Genomic DNA, 19,574 nt, shown 5'->3' on the forward strand with positions numbered 1-19,574 from the left:
TAAGAAACGTTCTAAATAACGGCGCTTCTTTATTTTTATTTGACTAAATTTGATGGTCATGAAAAAATAGGTGATGAATATCATTTTTGTTTAAAAGTGGTTGTTTTATTTTTGGAAGGCAGTATAACTTAGGTATTTTCATATTTTCTGTTAATCTTGAAAACCTAATCGTTAAATTTTTATTTGTAAGGTATGAGTATTACTATAACTAACAGTGTGTTTTCAACATTCATTGAAAACTTCAGGACTAATTTGAAGCAATTGTTTCATCAAACATATAACATTGATGAACTAAGTGCTGAACGGGGATTGCCTGCTGATTTGCTGGATGGAATTATGAAAATGCGTCCGCTGTCTGTAGCTATTCCTGAAGAATATGGTGGACGTGGTGTTATCGTAAAGGAATGCCTCAGCGTATTGGCTGCGGCATCGTATGAGTCTCTTCCTTTATCGCTTACGTTCGGCATTAACATCGCCTTGTTTTTAGAGCCGCTTTCTAAATACGGTGACTCTTCTGTTAAGATGGGTGTTTTTAGCCGTTTTCTGGAAAATCAGAACATGGGTGGTTTAATGATTACCGAACCCAATTATGGAAGTGATGCCTTAAATATGAAAACCAGTAATAAATTAACCCCGGATGGCTATCATATTAAAGGGACTAAACACTGGCAGGGACTTACTGGCATGGCAGATTACTGGCTGATTGCGAGCCGGAAAGAAAATGACAATGGTGAACTGGGACGGGACATAGATTTTTTTCTGTGCGACAATACATTGCCGGGACAGCAAATCAAAGTAACGGAATACTACGATAATCCTGGTTTGTTAATGATCCCTTATGGCTTAAATGAACTAGACATCGTAGTTCCGGAGTACCATAAATTGAAACCAGAGAGTACAGGCATTAAAATGATGCTTGATATTTTACATAGGAGCAGGCTGCAATTTCCGGGAATGGGAATGGGCTTTATCCATAGGATGCTGGATGAGGCGGTGCAACATTGCAACAACAGAATTGTAGGCGGAAGCAACCTGCTGGCGATGGATAATGTGCAGTTTCAAATCACCAGGTTACAATCAGCCTATACCATTTGCTCTGCAATGTGTGCCCGCAGCAGTGCAATCAGCGGAATTGACCATAGCCTGGCCGCTGAGGGCCTTGAAGCAAATGCCATGAAAGCAGTAGTAACAGATTTAATGCAGGAATCTGCACAGCTTTTGGTTCAGCTTTCTGGTGCAAATGGGTATAGGACCAGTCATATTGGCGGCCGTGGAATTATGGATAGTCGTCCTTTTCAGATTTTTGAAGGCTCTAATGAAATGTTGTATGCGCAAATTGCAGATATGGTTTTACGCGCTATGAAAAAGGAAAAGCAAAGCCATTTGTACGAGTTTTTAAAGTTATTTAAGCCTACAGCGAGAGCGAGTGCACATTTCCAGAATGACCTTTCCTTTACCATCAGTACTGAAATTCCACAACGGAAACTGGTAGATCTGGGTAAAGCTTTGGCAAGAGTAGTATGTGCGGGCTATGTGCTTGAGTTAGAAGATAAAGGTTTTAGGAAAGATTTGGCAGAACATAGCATTTTAAGTTTAAAACAGGAAGTTGCTACTTTGATATGCGCTTTCCAATTCGACAATACCATCACCACCGTGAAGGATTACCTCGATGGTAGTGCATGGTTTGATTTTGTATAGAATTAAGTGTAATTTCAGCCACAACAAAAGATTAATTAAGCATGAGTGAATTGAATAGTTCCGTAATTGAGCCTGTGGCTCACAACACTTATTTTGAAGGCAAAGTACAAAGCCTGGGTTTGGCTACTGCAGCTGGCAAAGCCACTGTTGGCGTGATGAAAAAGGGGACGTATACATTTTCAACCTCCTCTCCGGAAAAAATGATTGTGATTGCCGGTCAGCTTCATTTAAAATTAGCTGATGGGTCCTTTAAAATATATGAAGAGCAGGGTGAATTTGATGTGGCTGCAAATACTTCATTTGAAGTAATGTGCGACGCTGACGTGGCTTATCTGTGTTATTACGCCTAATAGTGACGCTTAAGCATGCATGAAATTAAATACCGCTATGTTGAGTTCAATGAACAGATCCTGCAAGACTGGATAGAGAATGGCGTAAAATATGTGAAGATGCTGGAGGTAGAGGTTCGCGGGCCCTACGAAGCGTTTGAATTGGTGCCCAATTCAGAAATGCCTGAAACCGGTGATATGATCCACAGTATCCATTCAGAAGAAATAGCAGACCTGCTGATCAGGATGGAAAAAATAAAATTCCTGGTTCATGAAGTGTACCTGGAAGAGATGGAATAAAAAAGCGCAGTTCATTTAAAACTGCGCTTTTTTTTATATCGAATCGTAAATGGTTACTTTTTCAAACAAGCCTCTAAATTCTTCTAAAAAGGCCTTGTGCAATTCATGAACCTGATAAACATCGTGTCCGGCAAGGTCTTCAAAAAATAGCACTAAAGAGAAAGTATAGGTCACATCAACCACCGCACGCTCAATTATTGAGGGCACTCCGACATGGAATTGTTTAACCGTTTCTATTTTTTCAAGAGATTCAAGACTTTTCCTAAAAGCAACTTTCTGATCTTCTGTGGTGTCTGGTTTTAGCCAGAACAATACGTGGTGAGCTAACATATAATGAGTTTTTTTCCAAAGTTAGGGATAAAACCATTACCTTACTAAATATTGGTAATCTGCCTCTATTTGATCTCCCATTCCTTTTGGAAAAAATATTCGATACGCTCATTGAGAGCTTTATAACCAATAAAATAGGTATAGCTGATGATTTTTTAAGTGCTGCACTGTCAGGACATTTAAAAGATAATTTGATACAACTTTATCAGGAGCAACGGCTGCAGAAAGCTGGTTTGGGTAATGATAGTTTGATTGTGCAGGATCAGTTATTTAGGGGCGATGTAATCTATTGGCTGGACCGTGAACATAACAATTCTTTTGAGAACGAATTTTTTGACCTGATGGATAGCTTTGTGAGCTATTTAAACCGCAGTTGCTACACTGGTATTACCGGGTATGAGTTCCATTATACCATGTATGAGGAAGGAAGCTTTTATAAAAGACATCTGGATCAGTTTCGGAATAATGACAGCCGGCAATTTTCAATGATTATGTATTTGAATGCAGATTGGCAGGTCATTGATGGAGGGGAATTGTGTATTCATCAGGATGGAAAAGCTGAGTGTATTGCTCCGCAAAGTGGCAAAAGTGTGTTTTTTAAAAGCAGTGAGCTGGAACATGAAGTGTTGATGACCCATAAGGCCAGAATGAGTATCACTGGCTGGCTTAAGATTTAATGGCTATCCTTTGGTATTTTGGGATAGAATAGATAGTTTTAAAATCTTATTGTTATTATCCTAAATTACTAATAAATGAATAGAGCAAATTTAAAAACCCTTATCGTTTTCTTTGTGCTGATTGCAGGTACATTTACAGGGCTTAAAGCACAAACGGTAACATTAGATTATTATTTTAACCGTGAAGTGCACGATGTGAATGGTAAGCCAGTACGCTGGCATTACTTATGGGATGAAAAGGAGTGGTCTGGTTTTATGATTTGGGGAGAGTTATTTAAAAAGAACGGCGCGAAACTGGATTCCCTGAATACAAGGCCAACTCTGGCTAATCTTAAAGGTACTTCTGTTTATATTATTGTAGATCCGGACACCAGAAAAGAAAGCCCTGCGCCTAATTATATTCAGGAAGAAGATGCCTCGCAAATTGCTGCCTGGGTAAAAAAAGGCGGAGTACTGGTGATGATGGCTAATGACAGCGTAAACGTAGAACTGCCGCATTTTAACATTCTTGCCGGAAAGTTTGGGATGCACTTTAACAGCGATTTGCAACTTCACGTTACCGATGACGCCCATTTTAGTGATGGTGCAATAGATATTGTAAACAATCCTGTATTTAAAACATCTAAAAGAGTATTTTTAAAAGATGTGTGTAGCATCAGCACTCCAGCTAATGCAGAGGTAATTTTAAAATCTGCAAAGACAGGTGCTACTATTGCGGCCACGGTTAAATATGGAAAAGGAACTGTGTTTGCTGTTGGTGATCCCTGGTTGTACAATGAATATGTGAACGGCAGACTTCCGGCTGAATATGAAAATGATAAGGCTGCATCTGATCTTGCCATTTGGTTGCTCCAGCAAACAAAAAATAAGTAAGTAAAAAGATTACTGCTGCATTTGCAGCAGTATCTCTTCTACATATTTTCTTTCGTTTGCCAGTCTTGGTACTTTATGCTGGCCACCAAGTTTACCTTTAGATTTTAACCAGTTGTAAAACGTATCGTGGGCTGCATTGTGAACTTTCGGCCTTCGAAGGGCCATGTCTTTGAAGCGTTTTGCATCATAATCAGAATTTACTGCTCTTAAAGTATCGTCAAGCACATCTATAAAAGTCTCAAAATCTGTAGGCTGCTGGTCAAATTCAATGATCCATTCGTGGCCTCCAACTTCTTGTCCTTTAAAATAAATGGGGCAAGCCGTGTAATCTTTAACCACAGCACAGGTTGCCTTGCATGCCTTGGTGATGGCCTGCTCAGCATTGTCTATAATAACTTCTTCACCAAATGCATTGATAAAATGCTTTGTCCTTCCTGTAATGCGAAAGCGGAAAGGGAAGAGGGAACTGAATTGAATGGTATCTCCAATCATGTACCTCCACAAACCGCCGTTGGTGGAAATGATGATGGCATAATTTTTAAAAAGCTGTACCTGATCAAGCGACAGTGTCTTAGGGTTTTCCTGACCAATGTCTTCCAGCGGGAGAAATTCATAGTAGATGCCATAGTCGAGCATCAGTAACATTTCATCCGAACTGATTTGATCCTGAATTCCAAAAAAGCCTTCCGAAGCATTATAGGTTTCCAGATAATACATGTCATCACTTGGAATCAGTTCCTTAAACTGCTCTATATATGGCTTAAAATTTACTGCACCATGAAAGTAAAGTTCAAGATTAGGCCAAACCTCAAGCAAATTGCTCTTGCCCGTCATTTCCAGTACTTTTTTGGCCAGTACAATGGTCCAGGTAGGTACGCCAGAAATATTAGTTACATTTTCTTTGATGGTTGCCTCGGCCATTTTTTCCATCTTTTCCTCGTAATTATCCATTAGCGCAATGGAAATTGCCGGCGTTCTGTAATACTCTGCCCACATGGGTAGGTTTTTGATCAGCACAGCCGATAAGTCGCCATAAAAGGAGTCTTCATTGAGCTGGTTGATCTGATGGCTGCCGCCTAATACCAGGCCTTTTCCAGTTAAAATCTGATTGTTGGGCCTGTTGTTGCAGAAGATAGAGAGCAGATCTTTGCCACCTTTAAAATGGCATTCCTGCAAGGACTCTTCAGAAACAGGGATGAACTTGCTGCGGTCACTGGTGGTGCCCGAAGACTTTGCAAACCATTTGATGTCGGATGGCCAGAGAATGTTTTGTTCTCCTTTTAACATCCGTTCTATGTAAGGTTTTAAGGTGTCGTAGTTTTGAATGGGCACCCGTTCTTTAAACTGCTGCTCATTCTCTATAGATTTATAATCATATTTCTTACCCCATTCGGTATTTTCAGCACTGGAAATGAGGGTATGAAACCATTCTTCCTGTACATCCAGGGGGTACTTCATGAACAGCTCGATCTGATGAACGCGCTTTTTCATGTACCAGGTAAATATCGAATTTACAATTGCCATGTTTTAAAGATAGGTTACAGGTTTTTTTTACGTAAAACGAAGTTTGAACCTAAATATACTTTCCGCACCATTTCATTGGCGGCCAATATTTCTGGGGTGCCTGATTCTAATATTTTACCTTCAAAGAGGAGATAGGCACGGTCTGTAATAGACAAGGTTTCCTGCACATTATGGTCTGTAATAAGTATGCCTATATTTTTCTTTTTAAGCTTGTACACGATGGACTGAATTTCTTCTACTGCAATAGGGTCTACACCGGCAAATGGCTCATCCAGCAGGATGAAGTTTGGGCTTGCGGCTAATGCCCTTGCAATTTCAGTACGTCTTCGTTCTCCTCCGGAAAGTAAATCGCCCCTGTTTTTTCGCACTTTATGAAGGCTGAATTCATTGATGAGTTCTTCAAGGTTGTGCAGGCGCTCTTCTTTTCCCATATCGGTCATCTCCAGAATAGCAAGGATGTTGTCTTCAACAGAGAGTTTCCTGAATACAGAGGCCTCCTGAGCCAGATAACCGATACCTTTTTGTGCCCTGCGGTACATTGGATCGCTGGTAATATCGGTATCATCTAAAAAGATAGTGCCTTCATTGGGTTTTATTAAACCCACAATCATGTAAAATGAAGTGGTTTTACCGGCGCCGTTAGGCCCAAGTAAACCAACAATTTCTCCCTGACTTACATTGAAGGATACGTTGTTAACAACTGTTCTTTGTTTATATTTCTTGATTAGATTCTCTGCTCTTAGTATCATCCAGGTATGTTATGTATCAAACCGTATTGCTTTGATGTTCAGTTGCAAACGCCTATTTTCTTTCCAAACATTTTCTTCTACTGTATAACAAACAGAAAAAGGCCGGTTTGGTTGTAAAAGGCTTTCAAATTCAGCAAGTCCGAAACCAATGGCTTCAAAAATAGTTGAATTTTGTTGTTTTATGTTCAATTTTAAATGTTTAATCCCAACAATATATGCTCTTCCTACTATTGTTACATTGTGGGTTACAAATACAGGCGCCGGATTGGAGGGACCGAAGGGAGCCATTTGAGCCAATATGCGCTGAAATTTCCCGTCTATCTGCGAAAACTCTAGCGCCGTATCAATATTAATTTCCGGACAAAGTAAATTTTCAGTAATGGTGGCAGACACAATCTCTTCAAAACGATCAGAAAAGGCGGTAATATTTTCTGGCTTAAGTGTAAGTCCGGCGGCAAATTTATGCCCTCCAAACTGAATAAGGAGGTCGGCACATCCTACCAGGGCTTCGTAGAGGTCATAACCAGCTACCGATCTGGCAGAGCCTGTAACGGTGCCGTTAGATGCGGTTAGCACAATTGTGGGCCTGTAGTATTTTTCTGTGAGCCTGGAAGCTACAATTCCAATAACTCCTTTGTTCCATTTCTCATTATAAACTACGGTAGTTTTCTTATTGATGAGTACCTCGCATTCATCAATGAGGGCAAAGGCCTCAGCGGTAATGGTTTGATCAGATAACTTCCTGTCGGTATTCTGCAGGTTAATAAACAGACTTTGTTCTTTAGCCAGGTCATCTGTATTGCAGAGTAACATTTTTACAGCCTGGTTGGCGTGGTCCATTCTGCCGGCAGCATTAATGCGGGGTGCAAGGGTAAACACCACATCTGTAAGGGTGTAGTCTTTGGTTTTATGGCAGCTGTCTAACAAAGCTTTTAAGCCGGTACATGGATTGGTATTTAACTTAATCAGGCCATAATAAGCCAGAATGCGGTTCTCATCAACTACCGGGACAATATCTGCCGCAATGCTTACCATTACCAAATCAAGGTATTGTTCGTAAAGATGAGGCGGAAGCTGATGGCTGATACAATACGCCTGTGCTAGTTTAAATCCAATGCCGCAACCCGCAAGTTCTTTGAATGGGTAGGAGCAATCACTTCGCTTTGGGTCCAGTACTGCCGCTGCTGCCGGTAGCTCATCTCCCGGTAGATGGTGATCGCAGATAATGAAATCCAGGCCAAGGCTATTGGCATAATCTATCTTGTCGGTTGATTTTATCCCGCAGTCTAAAGCGATGATAAGACTAATGTGCTGTGCCTTTGCATAATCGATCCCTGCGGTAGATATTCCGTAACCTTCTTTGTGCCTGTCGGGAATGTAATATTCAATCTGTGTGGTAAATTGGCTTAAAAAGCTATAGGTAAGTGCAACGGAGGTTGTTCCATCTACATCATAATCGCCATAAACCATTATTTTTTCGCCTTTTTCAAGCGCTTCATCTATGCGGGTAATTGCTTTGTCCATATCCTTCATCAGGAAAGGGTCATGCAATGCTGCTAGCTGTGGCCTGAAGAAATCTTTGGCTTCATCAAAAGAGGTAATGCCCCTTTGTACCAAAATATTTGCCAGGCTGCTGTCTATATTTAATTGTTGTGCAAGCAGATCTGTAGTTTCTTTAACACCTGGCAGCGCCTGCACCCATCTTTTCTCCATCGGTATATATTCGTTACATTAAAGAATGAAGCTGTCAATTCCATATCTTTGCAATTGATGGTAAAGTTATCATTAATTATTCTTCTTATTCATACTAATACTTATCCAATTGCAAGTTTTCACTTTATACGAAGGTTCTTATTCTGTAGCTGCTGACAAAAAGTTTATCCCATTTGATCCACAGAAAGACAACCCCAAAGATAGGCCCGCATCTTTATTTATTAGCGTACAGCCATTTCTGGTAAAATTAGGGAATCAGTTGCTGCTCCTGGATACCGGACTGGGTTACAGTAACGATAAAGGTGAACTGATCCTGCACCAGAACATCAAAAAAGCCGGATTTAATCCCGATGATGTAGATTATGTATTGATGTCTCATTTGCATTATGACCATTCAGGTGGTATGGTGCATAAAGTAGATAATTTAATGTCGCTGAGTTTTCCGAATGCTACCTATGTAATCCAGCGTGGAGAATGGGAGAGTGCTTTTACCAATACCTCTTCCTCTTATCGTACGGAGATTTTTGATTTTCTGCAACGTAATGCCCAGTTGGCATTTGTTGAGGATACCGGTGATTTTACGCCGCAAATACGCCATGAGCTAACGGGTGCACATACACCTTATCATCAGGCCTGGTTGCTGGATGATGGACAAGATAAAGTGTTTTTTGGTGGAGATGTTTTGCCAGAGCCGGGAGAGCTGCTGCGTAAATTTATTGCCAAGTATGACTACGATGGCCGCAAAGCGATGGAGCTTCGTGAAGCCTATGGGAAGCAAGCCGCAATAGAAAACTGGAACTGTTTGTTTTACCATGGTAAGGATAAAACAACCGGACACATTACTTATAATGATGGTGTTTTTGCCGTGATTTAGACTTTCAGGGCTTTTAACAATTCTATAAGTCTATCTATGGAGAGTGGTTTTGAAATAAAGCCGTTTACATCTTTGTAAGACTTTGCCTTTTCGATATCATTTTCATAAACCGAAGATGAAAGCATGTAAATATCGGGTTTAACAGGGCATGCTATGGTTTCAAATGCCTCAATAAATTCCCATCCATTTAATACTGGCATATTAATATCTACCAATATCAGTTGCGGGAGCGTTGCATTAGTTTTTATAGCGTTATTTAAATGGTCAATAGCAAGTTGACCGTTGCTTTTTGCAGTCATCTCCACATTGTAGCCTGTTTTTTCTACAATTTTCTTTATGATGAATATATTGATGTCATCGTCGTCGATAACAAGTAAATTAATCTTAGAATCCATCATTTTTAATAAACCTTTGTGCTATTATAGCATAAAGGTAGTAATTAGATATGTAAATGTTTAAACGCCTATATGATTTTATACAATAAAGGCCATAATATTTCTATATGGCCTTTATTCTCATTGGTTTTATTTTTCGTTTATAGCGATACTGCTTCTTCCATATAACTTTCTATAGGAGGACATGCGCAAATCAGCGAGCGGTCTCCGAAGGAATCATTTACACGACCAACTGATGGCCAGAATTTATGCGCTGCTACATATGGCAATGGAAACGCTGCAACTTGTCTGCTGTAGCTATGGTTCCAATCATCACCAGTTACCACGGCTGCGGTATGAGGCGCATTTTTCAGTGGATTATCAGCCTTATCTAAATCTCCGTTTTCTACAGCGGTGATTTCTTTTCTGATTGCAATTAAAGCATCACAAAAACGGTCAAGCTCATGTTTAGGCTCGCTTTCCGTAGGTTCTACCATTAATGTACCTGCAACCGGGAAGGACACAGTAGGCGCATGGAAACCGTAATCCATTAAACGTTTAGCAATGTCCACCACTTCAATTCCAAAGTTTTTAAAGCCCCGGCAGTCTAAGATCATTTCGTGTGCACATCTTCCCTGACTACCAGAATACAATACCGGGAAATGTTCTTCCAGGCGTGCTTTCATGTAGTTTGCATTCAGGATAGCATATTTTGTAGCATTGGTTAATCCCTCGGCACCCATCATGGCAATGTAAGCATGAGAGATGATCAATATAGATGCAGATCCCCATGGAGCAGAAGATACGGCGTGTATAGATTTTCCATTGTCGATATCTACCACAGCATGACCTGGAAGGTAAGGTACCAGGTGTTTTGCCACACCAATAGGGCCCATGCCTGGTCCGCCACCACCGTGCGGGATACAGAATGTTTTGTGTAAGTTTAAATGGCAAACATCAGCTCCAATATTAGCAGGACTGGTTAATCCAACTTGTGCATTCATATTGGCACCATCCATATAAACCTGTCCACCATTTTCATGAATGATGTTACAGATATCAATGATGCTTTCTTCAAATACACCATGTGTAGATGGATAAGTAACCATTAAACAAGAAAGATTTGCAGCATGCTCTTCCGCTTTCGCTTTTAAGTCGTCTACATCAATATTTCCGTTTTCTAAAGATTTAACCACCACTACTTTCATACCGGCCATTGCTGCCGAAGCAGGATTTGTTCCGTGTGCAGAAGAAGGAATTAAAGCGATATTACGGTGGTGATCACCACGATCCTGATGGTAAGCTCTAATTACCATTAAACCGGCATACTCACCTTGAGCACCAGCGTTTGGCTGTAAGCTCATGGCCGCAAAACCAGTAATTTCACTCAGCCATTTGTCAATTTCATTAAATACAGTGTAGTAACCAGCTACCTGATCTGCTGGTGCAAATGGGTGGATCTTTCCAAACTCTGGCCAGGTTACAGGGATCATTTCTGTAGTTGCATTCAGTTTCATGGTACATGAACCCAATGCAATCATAGAATGGCACAAAGAAAGGTCTTTTGCTTCCAGTGCTTTAATGTAACGCAACATTTCATGTTCAGAATGGTGCGAGTTAAATATTGGATGGCCTAAATAGTCAGATGTACGCTGTAAAGTTTGCGGAATTACAGTCTCAATATTGTCGGTAATCAGCTCTGCACTATCAGCAGCAATGCCTTTAACTTTAGAAAAGATTTTAGTGATTAATTTTATGTCTTCAACAGAGGTGGTTTCATCTAAAGAGATGCTTACCATACTGCCGTTGTAGTTTAAATTAAGCTCATTGTCCACACATTCACGTTGGATAGAATCTTTGAGGTTTCCAAGGTCTAAACGGATGGTGTCAAAGTAAGCGTTATTCAATTGTGTGTAGCCAGCCAGTTCCAATGATTTAGCCAAAGAAACTGTTAATCCATGCGTACGTTCTGCAATTGCTTTTAAGCCTTTAGGACCATGATATACAGCGTAAAAACCAGCCATAATAGCCAGCAAAGCTTGTGCAGTACAAATGTTAGAGGTTGCCTTATCCCTGCGGATGTGTTGCTCTCTGGTTTGTAATGCCATACGCAGCGCATAGTTGTTGTCGCTGTCAATCGTTACACCGATGATACGTCCTGGAATAGCACGTTTGTATTCTTCTTTGGTCGCAAAATAAGCAGCATGAGGGCCACCAAAACCCATAGGTACGCCAAAACGTTGGGTAGTACCTACCACAACATCTGCACCCCACTCTCCCGGAGGAGTGAGCAGGGTTAAGCTTAAAATATCAGCAACAACTGTTACTTTAACATTTAGCTCATGTGCGTTTTGTGCAAAAGCAGTATAATCAAATACCTCACCGTTTCCGGCTGGATATTGAATAATAGCACCAAAAAACTCCTCATTTAAGATTTGGCTTTGGTGATCGCCAATTACAAGCTCAATTCCAAAAGGATTTGCTCTGGTTTTTAAAATATCAATGGTTTGTGCAAAAAGCAGTTCCGATACAAAGAATTTACGGGCTGCCTGATTTTTGCGCAAGCTGAACTGCATAAACATCGCTTCTGCAGCAGCTGTACCTTCATCAAGTAAAGATGCGTTGGCAATTTCCATTCCTGTAAGGTCAATGACCATGGTTTGGAAATTTAACAAGGCCTGAAGACGACCTTGTGCAATCTCTGCCTGATACGGCGTATATTGGGTATACCATCCCGGGTTTTCAAATACATTACGTAAAATTACACCAGGGGTAAGGGTATCGTAGTATCCCTGGCCAATGTAAGATTTGAAGACTTTATTTAAAGAAGCAGTCTGTTTTAAGCTGATCAGGTATTCTTTTTCAGACTTTGCTACAGGTAGGTTTAAAGGCTGCTTTAACCTGATCTTTTGCGGAACTGTTTGTTCGATCAGTTCATCTACAGAACTTAGTCCTAATGTATTTAACATTGCTGCAGTATCATCTGCATTTGGAGCGATGTGGCGATCTTTAAAATCTTCCTGGTAATGAATATTTAAGCTCATTGAGTCTATGAATAAAAGTTGCGCAAAGGTAAATATTTTACCTGCGATTACCAACCGTAAAAAATGCTAATCTACTTATGGTAAAAGTTGCTTTAAGTATAATTGTATGGTGCTTTCCAGTCCCAGATATAAAGCATCGCTAATTAGGGCATGGCCAATGGAAACTTCCAGCAGACCGGGGATGCTGTGGGCAAAATATTTTAAGTTGTGCAGATCGAGGTCGTGGCCCGCATTGATGCCCAGGCCAATTTCGTGTGCCTTATGGGCAGCAGCTACATAGGCAACAATTGCTTTTTCCCTGTTGTCGTAATAATTATGGGCATAGGCTTCGGTATACAGCTCTATCCGGTCTGTTCCACTTTCTGCGGCAGCGGTAACCATTTCTACAACCGGATCTACAAAAATGGATACCCTGATACCTGCGTTTTGAAACAGTGCTATCATTTCCTTAAGGTAATCTTTGTGCTTAATCGTGTCCCAGCCGTGGTTTGAGGTAATTTGTCCTTCTACATCGGGAACCAACGTAACCTGCGCAGGCTTATTGGCTAAAACGAGGTCAACAAATTTCTGTTCCCGGCAATTGCCTTCGATGTTAAATTCAGTTTTTATCACCGCTTTTAAATCGTATACGTCCTGATATCGGATGTGTCTCTCATCAGGTCTTGGGTGTACGGTGATCCCCTGGGCACCGAAACGTTCACAGTCTAACGCTACTTTTACAAGGTCGGGGTTGTTGCCACCGCGACTGTTGCGCAGCGTAGCTATTTTGTTGATGTTTACCGAAAGATTTGCCATTGTACAAAGTTAAAAAATAAACCCTCTTTTCGGACTGCTTTTCTTTTGAAGGAAAAGAAAAAAGGTCCGAAAAGAGGGTTTATTTTTTTGTCCAAAAAAGGCGGACTGCTTTTCTTTTTGAAGAAAAAGAAAAAAGGTCCGAAAAGAGGGTTTATTTTTTTGTCCAAAAAAGGCGGACTGCTTTTCTTTTTGAAGAAAAAGAAAAAAGGTCCTCAAAGAGGGTTTATTTTTCTTCCCTAAAAGGGCGGACTGCTTTTCTTTTTGAAGGAAAAGAAAAAAGGTCCTCAAAGAGGGTTTATTTTTCTTCCCTAAAAAGGGCGGACTGCTTTTCTTTTGAAGGAAAAGAAAAAAGGTCCTTAAAGAGGGTTTATTTTTCATCCCTAAAAAGGCGGACTGCTTTTCTTTTTGAAGGAAAAGAAAAAAGGTCCTTAAAGAGGGTTTATTTTTATCCCTAAAAAGGCGGACTGCTTTTCTTTTTGAAGGAAAAGAAAAAAGGTCCTTAAAGTGGGTTTATTTTTTTGTCCGAAAAAAGGTAGGGAGAAAAGATGTTTTAAAGCAGTTTGGCTTTCTATGGTGGGGCGGTCATATGCGGGTAATTTAAAATTCTTAGATTTGAAGCGGATGAAAGCTGATATATACGGATGAAAATTAAAGAGGAAAAGTTATATGTGATTTTAATTTGCCTTTTGGCTGCTTTTGGTTTTCTGGGGGTTTTTGGCGGCATCATGGAGCCCGATAGTGCTTTATACGCTTCTATAGCTAAGAACAATATTTTATATAACGACTGGCTGAACCTGTATGTTCGTGGGGCAGATTGGCTGGATAAACCTCATCTTCCGTTCTGGATTGCGGCATTGTTTTTTAAGGTTTTTGGCATTTCCGCTTTTGCGTATAAACTCCCTTCTTTTTTAGTTGGGCTGCTTGGTGCCTGGTATGTGTACCAACTCGCTAAAAGCATATATACGGACAGGATAGGTTTAAGGAGTGTGGTGATTTTTCTATCTGCACTTCATGTACTCATTTCTACCTTTGATGTAAGGGCAGAAATATACATAACTACCTTCACATTGGCTTCTATCTATCATTATTACAGGGCGCATCAAAGTTCTGTTGTGCATTTGGTCGCCGGTTCTTTCTTCACAGCCTGTGCAATTATGGTAAAAGGCATATTTGTATTGATTCCTGTTTTTGCTGGTTTTATCATCTACTGGTTGTTTACAAAGCAGTATAAGCAACTTATTAAAATAAAATGGTGGCTGGCAATTGTGCTTATCTTTGTCTTTATTTCGCCTGAGTTATATAGCCTTTACCATCAATTTGACCTTCATCCAGAGAAGGTTGTTTTTGGGAGCAGGGGCGTTTCCGGCTTAAAGTTTTTCTTTTGGGATAGCCAGTTTGGCCGCTTTTTCAATAGCGGGCCAATTAAAGGGTCTGGCGATAAATCCTTTTTTCTGCATACCACACTCTGGGCATTTTTGCCCTGGTCTGTACTATTGTATACGGCAGTTGTAAATTTGTTTAAAAAGAAGAACAGAGCAGAACTTGCCGACGAAAGCATCATCCTGTGGGCGAGCGCAGCGGTAACCTTTTTGCTTTTTTCATTCTCAAAATTCCAGCTGCCACATTACATTTTGATCGTTTTTCCGCAGTTTGCCATTATTACGGCTTTGTATATGGAGAAATTGGAGGGCAAACCATTAAAGGTATTTTACACCGTACATACCGTTATATATGTTCTGGTCTTTATTCTGCTTGGGGTAATTGCTGTTTTTTCGGGCTTTGAACACGCTTATTGGATGATAAGCGCATTGCTGCTTATTGCCATTTCGGCATTTGTCTTTTTTAAAGAAAAGTCTGTTTCGGCTATTGTTGGCCGTAATGCAGCTATTTCTATTGGTTTAATGTCTTTCCTCTATTTGTTCTTCTATCCTGCACTATTAAAATATGAGGGGGGGATGCAGGCAGGCCAATGGCTGAGGGCTAATTACCCTGAAGCTAAGCCGGCTGTGCTGCTCAACGTTGATGCTTATTCTTTTGATTTCTACGCCAATGCTGAAGTGAAATATTTAATGAGTTATGAAGACCTGGACAAGGCGGTAGCAACAAGAGACCTCGTTATCTATGTTCAGGATACTGAATTACAAAACATAAAAAGTAAATACAAAACGGAAGTACTAAAATCTTTTGAGAACTATCACATTACCAAGCTTAGCGGAAAATTCTTGAATGCAAATACCAGAGCAGCTGTTTTAGAACATTTTTATTTGGTAAAACTTCATTAGCTGAATTTTAGGGCATAAAAAAAGGGGATGCTGTTTGCATCCCCTCATATGATAAGTTGTTTTGATTTAGTATCTGTACGTATCGGCTTTAAATGGGCCTTCAACAGGCACACCTATATAATCTGCCTGGTGTTGATCTAAAACATCCAGTTCTACACCAATTTTTGCCAGGTGTAAACGAGCTACTTTCTCGTCTAAATGCTTAGGAAGTACATAAACCTGATTTTCGTACTGATCTGTATTTGTCCAAAGTTCTAACTGTGCCAGCGTTTGGTTGGTAAACGAAGCAGACATTACAAAGCTAGGGTGACCAGTAGCACAGCCCAAGTTTACCAAGCGGCCTTCAGCCAATAAAATGATGTCTTTTCCGTCAATGGTATATTTATCTACCTGTGGTTTAATCTCTATTTTGGTGTCACCATAGTTTTTGTTTAACCAGGCTACATCAATTTCGTTGTCAAAGTGACCGATGTTACAAACAATCGCTTTGTCTTTCATTGATCTGAAGTGCTCTGCACGAACGATATCACAGTTACCAGTAGTGGTTACAATAATGTCGGCTTCTAAAACTGCGTTAGCAAATTTCTTAACTTCATATCCTTCCATTGCAGCTTGTAGTGCACAAATTGGATCAATTTCAGATACAATTACACGTACACCTTGTGAGCTTAATGATTCAGCAGAACCTTTACCCACGTCTCCGTAACCTGCAACCACAGCAACTTTACCTGCAAGCATTAAATCAGTAGCGCGACGAATTGCGTCAACCAAAGATTCACGGCAGCCATATTTGTTGTCAAATTTAGATTTGGTAACCGAGTCATTTACGTTAATAGCAGGTAAATGTAAGGTTCCGTTTTTCATACGCTCATATAAGCGGTGTACACCTGTAGTAGTTTCTTCAGATAGCCCTTTGATGTCCGCAATTAGCTCAGGGAACCTGTCAAATACCATGTTGGTTAAATCACCACCGTCATCGAGGATCATGTTTAACGGTTGTTGCTCCGGACCAAAATGCAGGGTTTGCTCAATGCACCAGTCAAAACTGGCTTCGTCAAGGCCTTTCCACGCATAAACTTGTATGCCTGCAGCAGCAATAGCAGCAGCAGCATGATCTTGTGTGGAGAAGATATTGCAAGATGACCAGGTTACTTCCGCACCAAGTTCTACCAATGTTTCAATTAAAACAGCGGTTTGAATGGTCATGTGTAAGCAGCCTGCAATGCGGGCACCTTTTAAGGGTTTAGATGGACCAAATTCTGCACGTAACGACATTAAGCCTGGCATTTCTGCTTCAGCTAATCCGATCTCTTTGCGGCCCCATTCTGCCAGTGAAATGTCCTTAACTTTATAAGGAACGTAAGTCGTCTCTACTGATGACATGAAATTATTATTTAATTTGTTTAAAATCAATTGTTTATGTTGCTGTAGAAAGTGTCTGTGCAAACAATTTGCAAATACAATGAATAAAGCACTACAAAAGTAAACAATTTTGATTTGATATTTTCTTTCAAATACCAACCCAGCTTATCTTTATGACCAATATTTTACCAGCTAACTTCTGTATAGAAAATCAGCAAAACCTTTTACCACAGCTAATCTATTTGTCCACTGCAGACACCGCTGTAATTGTGAGTTGTTTAAGTAATTTGAAGGTAAAAACTGAAAAGGGTTAAAAGGTTATGCTTTGATGCTACAAGGGGGCAGCCTATCTTTGCATTATTCAAAAAGAAAATTAAAGAAATAAAGATATGTATCCAGAATATTTAGTAGAACCTATGCGTGCAGAATTGACCAAAGTAGGTTTTGAAGAAATGAAAACTGCGGCAGATGTAGACAGCGCTATTCAGTCTGAAGGGACTGTGTTTGTTGTGGTAAATTCTGTATGCGGTTGCGCTGCTGCAAACGCACGTCCGGCAGCACGTTTGGCTGCTGCCAATGAAAAACACCCGACTAAATTAATCACCGTTTTTGCAGGTATGGAGAAAGAAGCTGTAGACCGCGCAAGAGGTTATATGATTCCTTTCCCGCCATCATCACCTTCAATGGCGCTGTTTAAAGATGGTAAATTGGTACACATGATTGAGCGTCATCAAATTGAAGGTCGTCCGGCACAAATGATTGCCGATAGCCTGATTGGTGCTTTTGATCAGTATTGCTAAAAATTGAAAGGCTTTAAGGGCTGATCTCATTACAAAAGAAGCCAGTGTTTTTTATGAACACTGGCTTCTTTTATTCAACTACTTTGTGCCCTTGTCAATTGCCTTGTTGATCACCTCCTGAATTCTTGCCCTGATTCTTAATTTTCCGAGCTTTTCAGATACCGTAGGGTTAATTCTGTTGGATAAGAACACATACACCAGACCTCTGGTTGGGTCAACCCAAACACAAGTGCCGGTATAGCCTGTATGTCCGTAAGTTTGTGGCGAAGCATTGTCGGCCGGATAGCGGTTACTTGCCAGTGGGTCCCACCTGTCAAATCCCAATCCCCTTCTACTTACATCAGATTGCTTTGCGGTAAACCGATCCACAGTTTGAGGGAAGAAGTACTCCTGGCCACCGTAAGCACCTTTATTTAAAAACATCTGATATAAAATGGCTACATCATTGGCACTCGCAAATAAGCCCGCATGACCAGATACACCTCCCACCAGGGCAGCGCCCTGATCGTGAACGTAACCTAAAAGCAAAGTCTTCCTAAAATAGGTGTCATTTTCTGTAGGTACAATCTGATCTTTGCTAAAGCGGTTTCTGGGTAAAAAGCCGGCTGTTTGCATTCCCAATGGTCCATAGAAATTTTCCTGCACATATTGGTTCAGCGGTTTGCCACTAATCCGCTCCACAATATCTTTCATCACATACATGCTGATGTCACTGTAAACATATTTACCCCTGGTTTTAATTGGGGCGTTTAACATTTTGGGCCACATCACCTCCTTGAAATAATCTTTGCGTACATAATATCCATCTGCTACCTTGGTAGGGAAGGCAGAAGAAGAATCTGAACTATGGTCAGTAGCCTTAATGGCATCCTGAAAAGGAATGTAGGGGATAAAGCCGGCCTGGTGTAACATCACTTCGCGCACGCTGATGTTGTTCATGGCTGTAGTTCTCGCTTTTGGGATGTAAGCGCCAATATTGGTGTCCAGATTTAATTTTTGTTCCTGTACCAGTCTCATTACAGTAGGTGTAGTGGCCGTGGTTTTAGTCAGAGAAGCAAGGTCAAAAATGTCGGTTACCTGATCCGGCATTACCGCATCGTAAGTATGGTTTCCATAAGCCTTGTTAAAAATCACTTTGCCGTCTTTTGCTACCAGTACCACCAGTCCGGGCGCAGCTCTTTCTGTAATGGTCTCCTGGGCAATTTTATCAATTTCCAGCAGGTCATCGGCATTTACGCCAGCATCTTCAGGAACGGTATATTTTAAGCGTGTCGCATAGCTGCCGCCTATGCCAATCCCTCCAAAAATCATTTGAGGGACTATAGCTGCGGCCTCCGCGTCACTCTGTCTGCTCCATATAATAGGGGTGTTGCTTAAATTGAAGTTCATTAAGGTATTGCCAGAACTAAATAAGCCTATAATCACTTGTTTGCTCTTTGATAGTGTCTGTACAAAACTCATGTACTTTGGATTACTTATTTGCGGCTCCGAAAGCATAATCATCACCGTATTAAAGTACTTCAGGTCATCTTCCAGTTCATTAAGTGTAGCCGAATTTTTGTACTTTTCGGCATCAAAAGAAGTAACCCTGGTATACTTATTTAAAAGGCTATCCGTAATGCGCTGATAGCTGAACCCAAGATTTACAGAAGCTATGTTTTTTTGCTGTAATTCAAGCAAAGGGATCACCTTATTCTGGTTATTTAAGAGGCTTGTATTACGGATAATGGTGTTGATAATATTTAAACGCGTTTCGTTTTTTTTGTGTTCCTGCGCACAGGCATTTAAGGTAAATATTACAGTAAGTAATAAAATGTAGGCTTTTCTCATATGATAACCATAAAGATATA

Annotated in this window: 18 protein-coding genes; 9 read left to right on the plus strand and 9 right to left on the minus strand. The window is 40.5% G+C overall.

Annotation, left to right across the window (positions count from 1 at the left end):
• Positions 1–192 precede the first annotated feature (192 nt).
• Genes LPB86_RS06550 through LPB86_RS06560 form a run of 3 tightly spaced genes read left to right on the plus strand, consistent with a single transcriptional unit; the run spans position 193 to position 2,327 of the window.
• Positions 193–1,698: an acyl-CoA dehydrogenase gene (locus tag LPB86_RS06550; protein WP_230641961.1), complete on the plus strand. Its 1,506-nt coding sequence runs from the start codon at positions 193–195 to the stop codon at positions 1,696–1,698.
• A 41-nt stretch (positions 1,699–1,739) separates the two neighbouring features.
• The gene (locus tag LPB86_RS06555; RefSeq protein ID WP_230641963.1) at positions 1,740–2,048 is read left to right on the plus strand and encodes a pyrimidine/purine nucleoside phosphorylase; all 309 of its coding nucleotides are present in this window, start codon (positions 1,740–1,742) and stop codon (positions 2,046–2,048) included.
• Positions 2,049–2,063: 15 nt separating this feature from the next.
• Positions 2,064–2,327, plus strand: a complete 264-nt coding sequence (locus LPB86_RS06560; protein WP_230641964.1) for a hypothetical protein — start codon at positions 2,064–2,066, stop codon at positions 2,325–2,327.
• Positions 2,328–2,360: 33 nt separating this feature from the next.
• Here the strand turns inward: LPB86_RS06560 and LPB86_RS06565 are convergent, their stop codons facing one another.
• A complete protein-coding gene (locus LPB86_RS06565) occupies positions 2,361–2,657 on the minus strand; it encodes a Dabb family protein (protein WP_230641966.1) in 297 nt (98 codons plus the stop codon).
• A gap of 86 nt (positions 2,658–2,743) precedes the next feature.
• Here LPB86_RS06565 and LPB86_RS06570 point away from each other — a divergent pair, with 86 nt between their 5' ends.
• A complete protein-coding gene (locus LPB86_RS06570) occupies positions 2,744–3,334 on the plus strand; it encodes a 2OG-Fe(II) oxygenase (RefSeq protein WP_230641967.1) in 591 nt (196 codons plus the stop codon).
• 75 nt (positions 3,335–3,409) lie between these two features.
• Positions 3,410–4,207, plus strand: a complete 798-nt coding sequence (locus LPB86_RS06575) for a DUF4350 domain-containing protein (RefSeq protein WP_230641968.1) — start codon at positions 3,410–3,412, stop codon at positions 4,205–4,207.
• A 9-nt stretch (positions 4,208–4,216) separates the two neighbouring features.
• Here the strand turns inward: LPB86_RS06575 and LPB86_RS06580 are convergent, their stop codons facing one another.
• From LPB86_RS06580 to recJ, 3 genes are read right to left on the minus strand one after another with little or no spacing between them, the layout of a single operon-like run.
• Positions 4,217–5,731 carry a GH3 auxin-responsive promoter family protein gene (locus LPB86_RS06580; protein WP_230641969.1) on the minus strand — a complete coding sequence of 505 codons (1,515 nt, stop codon included), beginning with the start codon at positions 5,729–5,731 and terminating at the stop codon, positions 4,217–4,219.
• Between the two features lie 14 nt (positions 5,732–5,745).
• Positions 5,746–6,480: an LPS export ABC transporter ATP-binding protein gene (gene lptB / locus LPB86_RS06585; protein ID WP_230641970.1), complete on the minus strand. Its 735-nt coding sequence runs from the start codon at positions 6,478–6,480 to the stop codon at positions 5,746–5,748.
• 9 nt (positions 6,481–6,489) lie between these two features.
• Positions 6,490–8,193 (minus strand): single-stranded-DNA-specific exonuclease RecJ, encoded by a 1,704-nt coding sequence (gene recJ, locus LPB86_RS06590; protein WP_230641971.1) that lies wholly within the window; start codon positions 8,191–8,193, stop codon positions 6,490–6,492.
• Positions 8,194–8,302: 109 nt separating this feature from the next.
• Here recJ and LPB86_RS06595 point away from each other — a divergent pair, with 109 nt between their 5' ends.
• Complete coding sequence (locus LPB86_RS06595; protein WP_230641973.1) at positions 8,303–9,067, plus strand: MBL fold metallo-hydrolase; 765 nt, start codon at positions 8,303–8,305, stop codon at positions 9,065–9,067.
• Here the strand turns inward: LPB86_RS06595 and LPB86_RS06600 are convergent.
• The 3 genes from LPB86_RS06600 to LPB86_RS06610 form a co-directional block, all read right to left on the minus strand.
• Entirely contained in the window at positions 9,064–9,465 is a 402-nt protein-coding gene (locus LPB86_RS06600) for a response regulator (protein WP_230641975.1), read from the minus strand. The genes LPB86_RS06595 and LPB86_RS06600 overlap by 4 nt on opposite strands.
• 137 nt (positions 9,466–9,602) lie before the next feature.
• Positions 9,603–12,485 (minus strand): aminomethyl-transferring glycine dehydrogenase, encoded by a 2,883-nt coding sequence (gene gcvP / locus LPB86_RS06605; protein WP_230641977.1) that lies wholly within the window; start codon positions 12,483–12,485, stop codon positions 9,603–9,605.
• A 75-nt stretch (positions 12,486–12,560) separates the two neighbouring features.
• Entirely contained in the window at positions 12,561–13,280 is a 720-nt protein-coding gene (locus LPB86_RS06610) for a pyridoxine 5'-phosphate synthase (RefSeq protein ID WP_230641978.1), read from the minus strand.
• A gap of 45 nt (positions 13,281–13,325) precedes the next feature.
• On the opposite strand from LPB86_RS06610, the gene LPB86_RS06615 reads away from it, so the two are divergent.
• Complete coding sequence (locus LPB86_RS06615; RefSeq protein ID WP_230641979.1) at positions 13,326–13,520, plus strand: hypothetical protein; 195 nt, start codon at positions 13,326–13,328, stop codon at positions 13,518–13,520.
• Positions 13,521–13,921: 401 nt separating this feature from the next.
• On the plus strand, positions 13,922–15,562 hold the full coding sequence (locus LPB86_RS06620) for a glycosyltransferase family 39 protein (protein WP_230641980.1): 1,641 nt from the start codon (positions 13,922–13,924) through the stop codon (positions 15,560–15,562).
• Positions 15,563–15,628: 66 nt separating this feature from the next.
• On the opposite strand, the gene ahcY is transcribed toward LPB86_RS06620, so the two are convergent.
• Positions 15,629–16,945 carry an adenosylhomocysteinase gene (ahcY, locus tag LPB86_RS06625; RefSeq protein WP_230641981.1) on the minus strand — a complete coding sequence of 439 codons (1,317 nt, stop codon included), beginning with the start codon at positions 16,943–16,945 and terminating at the stop codon, positions 15,629–15,631.
• A 368-nt stretch (positions 16,946–17,313) separates the two neighbouring features.
• On the opposite strand from ahcY, the gene LPB86_RS06630 reads away from it, so the two are divergent.
• Positions 17,314–17,724 (plus strand): BrxA/BrxB family bacilliredoxin, encoded by a 411-nt coding sequence (locus LPB86_RS06630; protein WP_230641982.1) that lies wholly within the window; start codon positions 17,314–17,316, stop codon positions 17,722–17,724.
• Between the two features lie 78 nt (positions 17,725–17,802).
• On the opposite strand, the gene LPB86_RS06635 is transcribed toward LPB86_RS06630, so the two are convergent.
• Positions 17,803–19,554 carry a serine hydrolase gene (locus LPB86_RS06635; protein WP_230641983.1) on the minus strand — a complete coding sequence of 584 codons (1,752 nt, stop codon included), beginning with the start codon at positions 19,552–19,554 and terminating at the stop codon, positions 17,803–17,805.
• Positions 19,555–19,574 lie beyond the last annotated feature (20 nt).

This window comes from Pedobacter sp. MC2016-14 (assembly GCF_020991475.1).
GTDB lineage: Bacteria > Bacteroidota > Bacteroidia > Sphingobacteriales > Sphingobacteriaceae > Pedobacter.

What these genes read in the sequence shown, in the direction of transcription:
- LPB86_RS06565 (WP_230641966.1), bottom strand. Translation starts at nt 2,657, where the DNA reads ATGTTAGCTCACCACGTATTGTTCTGGCTAAAACCAGACACCACAGAA.
- recJ (WP_230641971.1), bottom strand. Translation starts at nt 8,193, where the DNA reads ATGGAGAAAAGATGGGTGCAGGCGCTGCCAGGTGTTAAAGAAACTACA.
- LPB86_RS06630 (WP_230641982.1), top strand. Translation starts at nt 17,314, where the DNA reads ATGTATCCAGAATATTTAGTAGAACCTATGCGTGCAGAATTGACCAAA.
- LPB86_RS06600 (WP_230641975.1), bottom strand. Translation starts at nt 9,465, where the DNA reads ATGATGGATTCTAAGATTAATTTACTTGTTATCGACGACGATGACATC.
- LPB86_RS06555 (WP_230641963.1), top strand. Translation starts at nt 1,740, where the DNA reads ATGAGTGAATTGAATAGTTCCGTAATTGAGCCTGTGGCTCACAACACT.
- lptB (WP_230641970.1), bottom strand. Translation starts at nt 6,480, where the DNA reads ATGATACTAAGAGCAGAGAATCTAATCAAGAAATATAAACAAAGAACA.
- LPB86_RS06575 (WP_230641968.1), top strand. Translation starts at nt 3,410, where the DNA reads ATGAATAGAGCAAATTTAAAAACCCTTATCGTTTTCTTTGTGCTGATT.
- LPB86_RS06635 (WP_230641983.1), bottom strand. Translation starts at nt 19,554, where the DNA reads ATGAGAAAAGCCTACATTTTATTACTTACTGTAATATTTACCTTAAAT.
- gcvP (WP_230641977.1), bottom strand. Translation starts at nt 12,485, where the DNA reads ATGAGCTTAAATATTCATTACCAGGAAGATTTTAAAGATCGCCACATC.
- ahcY (WP_230641981.1), bottom strand. Translation starts at nt 16,945, where the DNA reads ATGTCATCAGTAGAGACGACTTACGTTCCTTATAAAGTTAAGGACATT.
- LPB86_RS06580 (WP_230641969.1), bottom strand. Translation starts at nt 5,731, where the DNA reads ATGGCAATTGTAAATTCGATATTTACCTGGTACATGAAAAAGCGCGTT.
- LPB86_RS06620 (WP_230641980.1), top strand. Translation starts at nt 13,922, where the DNA reads ATGAAAATTAAAGAGGAAAAGTTATATGTGATTTTAATTTGCCTTTTG.
- LPB86_RS06610 (WP_230641978.1), bottom strand. Translation starts at nt 13,280, where the DNA reads ATGGCAAATCTTTCGGTAAACATCAACAAAATAGCTACGCTGCGCAAC.
- LPB86_RS06550 (WP_230641961.1), top strand. Translation starts at nt 193, where the DNA reads ATGAGTATTACTATAACTAACAGTGTGTTTTCAACATTCATTGAAAAC.
- LPB86_RS06560 (WP_230641964.1), top strand. Translation starts at nt 2,064, where the DNA reads ATGCATGAAATTAAATACCGCTATGTTGAGTTCAATGAACAGATCCTG.